The sequence below is a fragment of the Streptomyces cadmiisoli genome (assembly GCF_003261055.1).
Lineage (GTDB): Bacteria > Actinomycetota > Actinomycetes > Streptomycetales > Streptomycetaceae > Streptomyces > Streptomyces cadmiisoli.
In genome coordinates this window covers 1,757,319-1,767,877 of record NZ_CP030073.1, presented here as the reverse complement: position 1 = coordinate 1,767,877, position 10,559 = coordinate 1,757,319, and the positions used below count along the sequence as shown (strand labels likewise).

Annotated in this window: 13 protein-coding genes; all 13 read right to left on the bottom strand. The window is 70.3% G+C overall.

Annotation, left to right across the window (positions count from 1 at the left end; all coding sequences use genetic code 11):
- Positions 1-68 precede the first annotated feature (68 nt).
- The 13 genes from DN051_RS07240 to DN051_RS07180 all read right to left on the bottom strand — a co-directional run bounded on the left by DN051_RS07240 (position 69) and on the right by DN051_RS07180 (position 10,553).
- Complete coding sequence (locus DN051_RS07240; protein ID WP_057608338.1) at positions 69-257, bottom strand: FxLD family lanthipeptide; 189 nt, start codon at positions 255-257, stop codon at positions 69-71.
- Positions 258-389: 132 nt separating this feature from the next.
- Complete coding sequence (locus DN051_RS07235; RefSeq protein ID WP_112438288.1) at positions 390-857, bottom strand: DUF6082 family protein; 468 nt, start codon at positions 855-857, stop codon at positions 390-392.
- A gap of 74 nt (positions 858-931) precedes the next feature.
- Positions 932-1,507, bottom strand: coding sequence for a DUF6624 domain-containing protein (locus DN051_RS07230; protein WP_112438287.1), 576 nt, complete (start codon positions 1,505-1,507; stop codon positions 932-934).
- Positions 1,504-2,154, bottom strand: coding sequence for a hypothetical protein (locus DN051_RS07225; protein ID WP_246040944.1), 651 nt, complete (start codon positions 2,152-2,154; stop codon positions 1,504-1,506). The genes DN051_RS07230 and DN051_RS07225 overlap by 4 nt, the downstream gene beginning before the upstream one ends.
- Positions 2,151-2,645: a LuxR C-terminal-related transcriptional regulator gene (locus DN051_RS07220; protein WP_060904573.1), complete on the bottom strand. Its 495-nt coding sequence runs from the start codon at positions 2,643-2,645 to the stop codon at positions 2,151-2,153. The genes DN051_RS07225 and DN051_RS07220 overlap by 4 nt, the downstream gene beginning before the upstream one ends.
- Before the next feature lie 128 nt (positions 2,646-2,773).
- Positions 2,774-4,027: an acyl-CoA dehydrogenase family protein gene (locus DN051_RS07215; RefSeq protein ID WP_112438286.1), complete on the bottom strand. Its 1,254-nt coding sequence runs from the start codon at positions 4,025-4,027 to the stop codon at positions 2,774-2,776.
- An 80-nt stretch (positions 4,028-4,107) separates the two neighbouring features.
- Complete coding sequence (locus DN051_RS07210; protein WP_112438285.1) at positions 4,108-4,752, bottom strand: GAF domain-containing protein; 645 nt, start codon at positions 4,750-4,752, stop codon at positions 4,108-4,110.
- Positions 4,752-5,339, bottom strand: coding sequence for a GTP-binding protein (locus DN051_RS07205; RefSeq protein ID WP_162625126.1), 588 nt, complete (start codon positions 5,337-5,339; stop codon positions 4,752-4,754). The genes DN051_RS07210 and DN051_RS07205 overlap by 1 nt, the downstream gene beginning before the upstream one ends.
- A gap of 55 nt (positions 5,340-5,394) precedes the next feature.
- The gene (locus DN051_RS07200; RefSeq protein WP_112438284.1) at positions 5,395-5,802 is read right to left on the bottom strand and encodes a DUF742 domain-containing protein; all 408 of its coding nucleotides are present in this window, start codon (positions 5,800-5,802) and stop codon (positions 5,395-5,397) included.
- Entirely contained in the window at positions 5,799-6,314 is a 516-nt protein-coding gene (locus DN051_RS07195; RefSeq protein ID WP_112438283.1) for a roadblock/LC7 domain-containing protein, read from the bottom strand. The genes DN051_RS07200 and DN051_RS07195 overlap by 4 nt, the downstream gene beginning before the upstream one ends.
- A gap of 70 nt (positions 6,315-6,384) precedes the next feature.
- A complete protein-coding gene (locus DN051_RS07190; protein WP_112438282.1) occupies positions 6,385-7,899 on the bottom strand; it encodes a sensor histidine kinase in 1,515 nt (504 codons plus the stop codon).
- Between the two features lie 25 nt (positions 7,900-7,924).
- Entirely contained in the window at positions 7,925-9,826 is a 1,902-nt protein-coding gene (locus DN051_RS07185; protein WP_112438281.1) for a glycoside hydrolase family 15 protein, read from the bottom strand.
- Positions 9,827-10,055: 229 nt separating this feature from the next.
- A complete protein-coding gene (locus DN051_RS07180) occupies positions 10,056-10,553 on the bottom strand; it encodes a DUF6415 family natural product biosynthesis protein (protein ID WP_220451582.1) in 498 nt (165 codons plus the stop codon).
- Positions 10,554-10,559 lie beyond the last annotated feature (6 nt).

The following is a 10,559-nucleotide window of genomic DNA, read 5'->3' as shown; positions in this document are numbered from 1 at the left end:
GCGTGACGGGCGGGGGCGGGCCGGACGGGGAGAGCCCCGTCCGGCCCGCGCTGCCGGGGTGGCCCGGCTTACGAGGTGGTGCAGGCGCTGGGGCAGGAGCTGCCGCAGGTGTCGCCCGTGCTGCACATCAGGACCGTCTCGGTCGCCGGCGTGCCCTCGATGAAGGTGATGTCGAGCCCGAACGGGTCGGTCTCGTCGGTGGTTGCCAGGTCCGACTGCACGGGGGCGGTCGGCCTCTCCGTCTGCACGGCGGTCATGCTTGCCTCCTTGTGGCGATGGGTGGTGCGGGATCCCGGGACCCGGTCGGGGCCCGGAGCTTGGTGCCAGACGGTGGCGGGCGAAGGCGTCGCCTGGTCCAGGACGTCTGGGAGTCGATGGGACCCGTGCCGTCAGGCTGCTACGAACTGCACTTCCTGATGGGCCTTCGCGGCCTGGTTCAGGACCTTGGTGAAGTGCTCGGCGCGTTCGTCGCCCTCGGCCTCCTGGGCGCGGAGGTCTCCGAAACGGGCCCAGTAGCGCCGGCAGACGTCGCTGTTCATGAGCATCGAGGCGTAGAAGGGCAGTTGTCCGTCGCGGACGAAGCCCAGGCGGTCGCGCAGGCTGAGGGTGCAGATCTGCTGGTTGGCATGGAGCAGCTGCATGTACTCCTCGACGTCCATGTCCGCGGGCGCCCAGAGCTTGGCGAGGTCGGCGTTGGTGGACATCTGCGCCAGCCAGTCGAGCTGGTTGCGGGCGACGACCGCCTCGTTGCGCTCGGCCTGGTGCCGCGCGTCCTGCCTGAGCCGGACGGCTCCGACCACGGCGGTGGTGAGGGAGACGGCAGCACCGGCAGCGAGGACGGCGGTGGTGAGCTTCATCTGTCAACGATCCTTTCGCGGAGCGGAGTTGCGGCCGGGAGGCCGACTGGTGGAGAACCTGGGGTTCCGCTGCTTCACGCGGCCCCCGCGAGGACGACGGTCGGGGCTTCATCGGCAGAGCTATGCGCGGTGTACCGGCGGTGCACCGCCTTCAGAGCGACAGCGATCGGCGGCAGACCCACGGTGGCCCTGCGTGTGTCGACTGACTCCGGCGCGCGCAGCGGGCACAGTTCGATGCCGTCGGCGCGCAGCAGGAGCTGGGTGCCGTACTCCTGGTCGCGCCCGCTGGTGATGAGGGCGCGGTCGTGCAGGTGTGCCCAGTGCTGGACCAGCGCGTCGCCGGCCTGGACCGCACGCCCCAGCAGGGTGGTGGCGGCGCGCTGGAAGTCGGGTTCGTCGTCGCTGTGCAGGGCGATGCTCCACGCGGCACGGGCCGCGTCGGGGCCGACGAGGCGGTGGCCGGGCCAGTCGTGGTCGGCCAGGATGCGGCGCAGCACCTTGGTGTTGACGTGGTCGGTGTGCCGGCCCTGTCCGAGTTGGACGGCGTCGAGCTGGTCGCGCACGCGCTTGGCCCGGTGCGTGGCCGATTCCGTGGCGCGGGCGATCAGCTCGCGGGCGAGGTCGGGCCGCTGCGGTTCGTCAGTTGTCACGCGTTGCTCCGGTCATCCGGAGCCGGCTGAGGCGCGTGGACCTGGCAGCTGATTAGCGCGCGGAGCCCGGCGCGGTGCTCGGCGGGGAGTTCGAGGCGGGCTACTCGATCGCCGTCGCGTCCGGGGCCGGATCCGCACACGTCCCAGCCGTTGTCGGTGAGCCGACGCAGGAGGGCAGCGAGGGGTTCGGCTTCGAGAGTGTGGCGGGCCAGCGTCTCGGCCCGTACGACTTGGAGGTCGAGTCGGGCGGCGAAGTCGGACGCCCACAGGGTGATCAGGCGGGTGATGTCATCGGACTGGCCGGGCAGGGTGTGGACGCTTTGGAGGAAGAGGCACGGACCCTGGCCCCATCCGAGGTCGGGGTCACGCTCGGGGATCATGCAGGCCAGCAGCTTTCCGTCCTCGTACAGTCCGGCGGACATGGTCTGCGCCTCGCGGAAGAGTGCCGGGATGTCGGCGCGGGCGGGTACGGGCAGGCCGTGCATTGTGAGCCAGCGCTGGCGGTCCTGGACGAGGGCCGCAGCTTCCTCACGCTCGGCCGCCGTGCGCAGCATGCGCATCTCGTAGATAGCGGTCGGCGGCGTCTGCGTGAAGGGGACGGAGGCGGAGCGGTACTCGCTGGCCGCTGAGGTCGTAGGCCGGGTCACTGGCTTGCCCCGTTTCGCGTCGCGTGGGCTGCCTGCTCGGCCGGCAGCAGCTGCCAGCCGTGCGCCAGGACCACCAGTTCGGTGGTGTCCTGTGCACCCGTGTCGGCGAGGAGCTGGTCGAGCGCGGCGCGCTGGTCGGCCGGGGCGAGCTTGGCGGCGACGGCGATGTCGCGCGTATCGCTGTGCTCAGCGACGGCTCGCAACAGCAGCAGCTGCTCGGGGCTGAGCTTCGGAGCTGGCCTGTCCGCCGTGGGAGAGGCCACCTGCTGGGTGGTGAACAGGCGGTGCACGATGACGGGGGGCTTGCAGCGGGGCGGGCAGTGGAGGCTCGCGCGGATGTCGCGGATGTACTGGCGGACGGTGACCGCCGAGAGCCCTGTCTTCGCGGCGATCTCTTGGGATGCACAGCCGTTCGCGAGGTGTTGGGCGACGCGCTGCAGCGTCGGCGTCAGAGGGGTGATCGGTGCGCTGGTCGTCACGGGCGGGGTCACGGGGTCTCTTTCTCGGCTGGAACGGACGGTCACCGGGGTGGGTGCCGCCGGTCCCCGCGGGGGACGGGGACCGGCGGCACCGGCCCGTGCGCGGCGGTCGGGATTCACGGGGTGCCGCGTACGGGGGCTCATGCGGCGGTCGGGTCGGGGCGTGCCCAGGCGGCTTCGGCGGCGAGGCGTTCGGACCACTGGATGTGGTCCTCGTCGAAGGCGGCGTCGGCTAGGCGTATGCGCTGGACCTCGCCGGTGCCGGCGGGCGGGTAGGTGTGCTGGATGTCGCGCCACAAGCGCTGGAGGACGTAGTCGCGGTCGAAGGCGTGGGCGCCGTGCAGTTCCATGGCGTCCTGGGCCGACTGCGCGGCCCACTGGTGGCCGAGGTACTTGGCGTTGATCAGGTCGGCGTCGCAGGGCAGGCCCTGGTCGAGAAGGTGCACGGACTGGTAGGCGAGTATCCGGCCGGCGCGCAGGCGGGCCTCCATGCCACCGATGCGGTCCCGCAGTACGGGCAGGTCGGACAGGCTGGCCCGATAGCGAGGACGGGTCTTGAGACGAGCAGTAGTGGCGGCCACGACCGCTTCGTGAATGCCGAGGCTCACGGCGGCCAGGTTGGGACGGCCGTACAGAATGCTGCTGCTCTGGGCCACGCTCAGCCCCTGGCCGATCTCTCCGACCACGTTGTCCTCGGGAACACGGACGTGATCGAGGTCGAGTCGGCCGGCGGAGAAGCCGTGCAGACCAAGGCCGGGGCGGTGCTCGGGGACCGAGAGCCCGCGGCGGCTTGATTCGACCATGAACGCGGTCAGCGCCTGGGAGGTGCTTACGCCCGCTTCGGCGGTGCGGGCGACGACGAGGTGGGCACCGGCGAGGTGACTATTGCCGATATGGACCTTGCGGCCGGTGATCACCCACTCGCTGCCGGCGCGTTCGGCTGTGGCTTCGATGCCACCGATGTGTCCGCCAGCCTGTGGTTCGGTCACGGCGATCGATAGCAGCAGGGAACCGTCCGCGACACGGGGCAGCCAGCGGCCCTTCTGCTCGTAGGTGGCGAAGTGCAGCAGGGCGCCGACGGGGATAAGGGTGGCCTGCAGGATGGCTGCGGCAGCCGCCGAGATCCGCGCGACGCGGTGGACCAGGATGGTCTTGGCCACATGTCCGGCACCCAGCCCGCCGAAGGAGGCCGGGATGGTGACGGCGAACCAGCCCCGTGCGGCCATCAGGTCGGCGACCTTGCGCTCCACCCTGCCCGGAGCGGCCTCCATACGCGCGGCGCGCGACGCGATGTGCTCGGCGGCGAAGGCATCCGCCTCGTCCCACAGCACTTCGTGGCGGGCGGTGAGGTAGGGGCGCAGCGCCGGTGGCGGTGTAGTGGGTGTGGCGGACATGGTCTCCCTCTCCCTGGGCGAAGGTCGCAACGTGGAGCGGCCGGGGATCGACTACGGCTCCCGGGTGGGGGTGGAACGGCCTAGCGGACGGGGGCGCGGACCATGTGGTCCATCACCTGGGCACCGGCGTTGATGACGATGTCCCTGAGCCGTCGGGCCTCGCTCAGGGGGCGCTTCTCGGGGTCGATGACGCACACCGTGCCCAGCACGGTGCCGCTGTCATGGACGAGCGGGGCGCCGAAGTAGGAGCGGATCCCGACGGCGTCGACCACGTGGTTGCCGCTGAAGCGCGGACTGGCGTGCACGTCGTGCAGCGGGAGAGCCTTCTTGCGGGCCATGACGTCCGGGCACCAGCCGTGGTCGCGGCTCATGGTTCGGCCGACGATGAAGTACCCGCTGTCCGCCGGCGGCTGGTGCAGCCCGACGAAGGTCTGCTCCTCCAGGAAGAGATTGACGAACCCGTACAGGAACCCGGCCTTGGCGGCCATGTCGCGGGCCAGGTCGTCGAAGTCCTCGCTCGCCACGGTAGGCACGCCCAGGCGGTTGAGCAGCTCGTACCGTTGCGCCAGCTCCGGTGCCTGCTGGGTCTGTGGCCCGGTGACGGCGGTGGCGGGCGGGGTGATCAGCCCGCGGGCGGCGTCCCGCGTGCCGCGTCGCGGCAGGGACAGTGCGGGTGGGGCGGTCGGCGATGCGAGGTAGGGGTTGGGGTTGGGGTGATGTGACATCAGGCGTCCTGGAGGGTGGTAGTGGGCGTGTGGTGAACGCGGCTCGCGGAGGCGTTCTTCACGGCGTGGCCGACGAGGGTCAGCAGGACGCCGGCGACGTGGTTCGGGTCGCGAGCGTCACAGGTGATCACCGGTACGGAGGCAGGGAGTTCGAGGGCAGTGCGGACCTGCTCGGGCTGGTAACGGTGCGCTCCGTCGAACTGGTTGATGGCGACGACGAAGGGCAGGCCGATGTCTTCGAAGAAGCTGATGGGGGTGAAGCTGCTCTCCAGACGGCGGGTGTCGACCAGGACGACCGCCCCGACGGCGCCGCGGGAGAGGTCGTACCAGAGGTCGACGAACCGGTCCTGGCCGGGCGTGCCGAACAGGAACAGTTCCAGGGGTACGGGCGCGTCGGGCAGGCTGAGGCGGCCGAAGTCGAAGGCGACCGTGGTGGTCTGCTTCGCCTCGATGCCCGCCAGGCTGTCCACGTCTGCGCTCGCCTCGGTCAGGTACTCCTCCGTGCTCAACGGCGCGATCTCGCTGACGGCGCCTACGGCGGTGGTCTTGCCCGCGCCGAAGCCCCCGGCGATCACGACCTTCAGCACGGTCGGCGCGGCGCCGGCGCGCGGGTGCGGCGAAGTACGCAGCACCGCGCCCGGGTCATCCGGCCTGGGGGTAGGCGATGGCATCAGGCCACTTCCTCTTCAAGCCCGCTGAAAGGGCTGCCAGCAGTTGGGTAGACGGACCGGATTCCGCGCCTGTGTCGGCATAGGGGTGGGTGAGGGGGACGACCAAGGCGTCGGCGTCCAGGAGGTCCGAGACGAGGATCTTGACGGCGGTGACGGGCCGGCCAAGTCGTCCCGCCAGTTCGACCACCGATCGTCGGCGCTCCCGGCACAGGGCGAGGATCTCCTCGCATTCCTCGGCCTGGGCCGGGCCGGGCCTTCCCCGTCCTGCTTCCAGCACGGTTTCCAGACCGAGCAGGTGCCGCGGCCTGGTCCGCCCGCGCGTCAGGGTGTAGGTCCGCACGAACATCGACTCCTCGGTCGTGCGGCCGTGTGTGCTCACCGGACCTCTCCGCCCGTGCCGACGCGGACCGGGATCAGCATGTAGGGGGCGAACTTCTGGACGAGGCGCCCCATCTCGAACCCGACGGTGCCCGCATCGACGTCCGTGGTTGCGATGACGGCGAGGATCGTGTCCACCTCACCGCGTTCGTTGCCGGGATGGTTGTCGAAGGCCGCGCTACGCCCGGCGCTTTGAACGAAGAAGAGGCAGTCGTCGCGCTCGATGATGACCTGCCGGGCCGGCCTCTTCTTGTGGCTGGGGCCGGTGATGTTCGCCGCGAGGGAGGCAACTCCGCTGAGGGCGGCCGACAGTTCGTCCGCCCAGTCCTTGTCGACGTCGCTGTCCAACAGCCGCAGTCCGTCGCGCGACAGCAGGACGGCGTGCGTGACGCCCGGGACGTCGGAGGCGAACTGACGCAGCAGCCAGGCCATGTTGTCCCGCTGTCCGCTTGCAGTTGTCTCGGTTACGGGCGCGTCGCCGGTCACGTTGTCCATCGCGGGGTGGGTGCTCATAGGGATCGCTCCAGAAGGGGGAAGGGCCCGTGGATGTAACGGGCCACCGGGAACGTCGAGGGACGGGGGTTCAGGGCGCGGGCTGCTCTGCCGAAGCGGTGGAAGAACCGGCTCTCCCGCCGGCCTGGATGCCGTTTCGGAAGGCGGCTGCGAGCCCTGGCGTCGCCCCGGTCACGGGGGCTTGCTCCCGCTCGCGCGATGGACGGAACGAGCCGGACTGACGTCTACGCGTGGGAAGAGCGGGCGCATCAGCAGAGTGACCCGCCTCTACGGCTCCTGGTGCCCCCACATTGCCGGGGTGTGTGACCTGGCCTGCCGTCGGGACGGCTGAAGCCGCGGCGACCTGCTGCGGCGGAGCGGAGGGGCGGGCTCCCTGGGGTCGCGCGGTCGCATCGTCGACGGAGGGAATCGCTACGAGGAGCCGTGCCGGGATGACGACGAGGGCGGTGGTGCCTCCTGTCACGTTCTCCTGCAGGAGAACGGACAGCCCGTGCGACTGGGCGATCTTCGCAGCGACCAGCAAGCCGAGCTGGCCGGCTCGGACTTGGCCGCTGACGTCGACCTCGTCGGGGGCTTTGAGCAGGTGGTTCATCTGTGCCCGCGTCTGTGGATGCATGGGGATAGCCCGGTCCTCGACTTCGACCGCCAGCCCGTTCGCCACGCGCTGCGCACGCACCATCACCTTCGTCGCGGGATCGGAGCACTCGCAGGCGTTCTCGATCAGCTCGGCCAGCAGGTGCGTCAGGTCCGGGCCCACATGGCCGGGAAGACCTAGCTCGGCGCCTACGGACCCGGCGGCGACGGACACACGTGGATACTGCACGACCTCGGAGACGGCGCCGCGCAGTGCCGTCGCGACGGGAACGGGCCGGCGCACGCTGCGCAGGGACTGGCCGCCCAGTACCGCAGTGCTCTCGACCTGGCGACGCATCCGCGTCACGAGGTGATCGATCTCGAAGATCTTGGCCAGTAGCTCCGGGTCGTCGGTCAGCATCTCCAGCTCGCTCAGTGCCTGAAGCGCCTTGCCGACCAGGGCGTGCTCGCGCATGGCCAGACGGCGCAGCACTTCCAGGAGGACGACGGACTGGGACTCGTCGTGCACCCGTATCAGCGACGCGATGGCTTGCACCTGGAGGGCACTCAACGCCGTGTTGATCTCGGCGTTCGGACCGGCCGACGTTGGCGCCTGCAGGTCCGGCAGCGGCGGGCGTCCCCCGCGGCACAGCTCATCCGCCGACCACTGCACCGACTTCTCGACAGCCGCCGCTGCCCCCGCAACCGCTGCCAGTGCCGCTGCCCAGTCCTCCTCCGCGGTCGCCTGCACGGCCCCTGCCGCCGTACGCGCTCCGCGAGCCGCCGCCGTGGCGACCCCGGCCAGTCCGCAGACCAGGCAGGCCAGGAGCCACCCGGGGCCTACGGCGGACACCGACCAGAGGGGGAAGGCGGCACCCAGCAGCGCGGCTAGCAGCACCAGGGGCAATGCCACGGCGCGGCGGACACGGTGCAGCGTGAACGCGTCGATCGGAGGCCGCCGTCTGCGGTGGCCGGTAGCGGCCGGCCGTGCCGGGAAGGCGCTGTCAGGCATGGGAATCCTCGTCAGGTGGGGGTGACTAAGCGTGTTGCGGCGTCAGGTCTGCGCAGATCTGGCGTGTGCTGCGTGGGGCCGAACGGGGCGTCGGAACCGGGACCGCGCCGCGATGGTGTGAGGACTGCGTCGACAGGAGCTGAAGGAGCCGGGCGCTCTGGATCAGGCCCATGTGACTGAACGCCTGCGGAAAGTTGCCGAGCTGGCGCTGTTGGACGGGGTCGTACTCCTCGGCAAGGAGCCCGAGGTCGTTGCGCAGAGCGAGGAGGCGTTCGAACAGGGCGTGGGCCTCGTTGTGGCTGCCGATCAGAGCCAGGGCATCGACGAGCCAGAAGGAGCAGAGGACGAAGGTGCCCTCATCGCCCTTCAGGCCGTCCACCCCGGTACGGTCACCGATGGTCGGGTAACGGCGCACGAGCCCGTCCGGCGAGGCGAGTTCACGACGCACTGCGTCCACGGTGCCGATGACGCGGGGGTCGTCGGGCGGCAGGAAGCCGACGCGGGGGATCAGCAGCGTGGCGGCGTCCAGCTCTTGGGAACCGTAGGACTGGGTGAAGGTGTTGCGCACCGGATCGAAGCCCTTGGTGCAGACCTCGTGGTGGATGGTTGCCCGCAGCTCGATCAACGGGGCCACGTCGATGTGGAGGGCACCGGCCTCGGTCAGGCGGATGGTGCGGTCGACCGCCACCCAGGTCATCACCTTGGAGTGGACGAAGTGCCGGCGTGCTCCGCGGATCTCCCAGATGCCCTCGTCGGGCTCCTGCCAGCGCTGTGCCAGGTGCTCGATGAGTCGCTGGTGCAGCACGGCGGTGTCGGCGCAGCGGGCGACACCGCTCTCGTGTGCGAGGTACAGGGTCTCGATGACCTCGCCGTACACGTCGAGCTGCAGTTGGTCCGCCGCCCCATTGCCGACCCGTACCGGGGTCGAGCCCTCGTAGCCGGGCAGCCAGGACAGCTCCCGTTCCCGCAGGTCACGCTCTCCGGTGATCCCGTACATGATCTGCAGGTTTTCCGGATCACCGGCCACGGCGCGCAAGAGCCATCGCCGCCATGCCTGCGCCTCCTGCCGGTACCCGGTCCCCAGGAGCGCGGCCAGCGTCGTGGAGGCGTCCCGCAACCAAGTGAAGCGATAGTCCCAGTTCCGGTTTCCGCCGATCTCCTCTGGCAGCGACGTGGTCGGCGCCGCGACGATCCCACCGCTCGGCTCGTACGTCATAGCCTTCAGCGCGATCAAGGATCGAACCACGGCCTCGCGATATGGCCCCTCGTAGGTGCACTCCCGTGTCCAGTCCTCCCAGAACGTGAGTGTCTCGGTCAGCGCGGCCTCGGGGTCGGGAACGTCGGGCGCCGCTGCGTGGGACGGGCACCAGCTGAGGACGAACGCCACGCTCTGCCCGGCGGCGACGGAGAAAGCACTGACCATGACGCCGTCCTTCTCCACCTGCGGGACGCAGGTGTCGAGCCACAGAGCGTCCGCGCCGGCCTCCGCGACCATGCGCCCACCGACTTCGTGAATCCACGGGCTGACGCTTCCGTACCCCGGCCGTGGACGCATGGCCGAGATCATGGAGACCTCACCGGTCAGGCCCTCGACGATCCGGATCACCTGCGGTGCTCCGTCGCGCGGTGGCATGAAGTCCCGGACACGGACCGAACCGGCCTCGGTGCGCCATACCGATTCGAGGACGAGCGAGTCACCGCGGTACCGGCGCTCGGCGACTGCTTCGGAGCTGGAACGGTCGGCAGGAGCGGCCGGAGCGATCCGCCAGGTGCCGTGTTTCTGCGTGCCGAGCAAGCTGGTGAAGACGGCCGGCGAGTCGAACCGGGGCAGGCACAGCCAGTCGATCGAACCGTCATCGCAGACGTGGGCACTGGTCTGCATGTCGCCGATCAATCCGTACTGCTCGATGCGCCGAATCCGTTTCATCGTCTGGATCTCCGTGAGCCCCGCAGGTCCGGGGCGTTATCGGGGCCGCCGCAGCGGCCGGGAACGGTGGGAAGAGGAGTGGCCGGTGGTTACCGGAGTGAGGAAGGGGCGTTCCGGGGCGGCGGCAAGTCCTCGTCGGCCCCTGCAGGGCCGGCCGCGCGCTCGCCGCGAAGAACCAGCCAGGCCATCGGCCCGAGGACCAGCCCGATGACGACGGCCCCGGTCACCGTCATGTCCGCGGTACCGAAGCGGCGAAGACCAGACAGGCCAGGGCGACGGCGAAGACCGCCCCGCGCAGCGCGTTGATCTGCGGCTTCCGCCAGCGCCGCCCGCGCTTCGCTCGATTCGGCCCGGGACCGCCCCGTTCCACGTGTGCCATCAGCTCCCGGGTGGCTTCGGCGAGCTTGACCAGGTACACCCGGCTCGGCATGTAGCCCTCGGGAATGCTTTCGGAGCAGAGCCGTTGCGCTCGCACCAGGACGGGGCTGCCCACAGCGGTCCGTGCTCCCAACTGGGCGACATGACCGCGCAGAAGCCGAACGAGGTCCTCCACATCGGCAGCGTTCTCGGGCAGCGGTGAATCCTCGCCCAGCACGAGCGTTACCGTCTCCGACGCGGCAACCACGTGATCGCGCTCTGGCGCCAGCACCACGGTGGCGGACTCTCGCCGCCCGCGCCCGCCTCCGATCTGGCTGTCGCTTCGGCGAGGGTCCAGCGAAAGGCGCATGACACA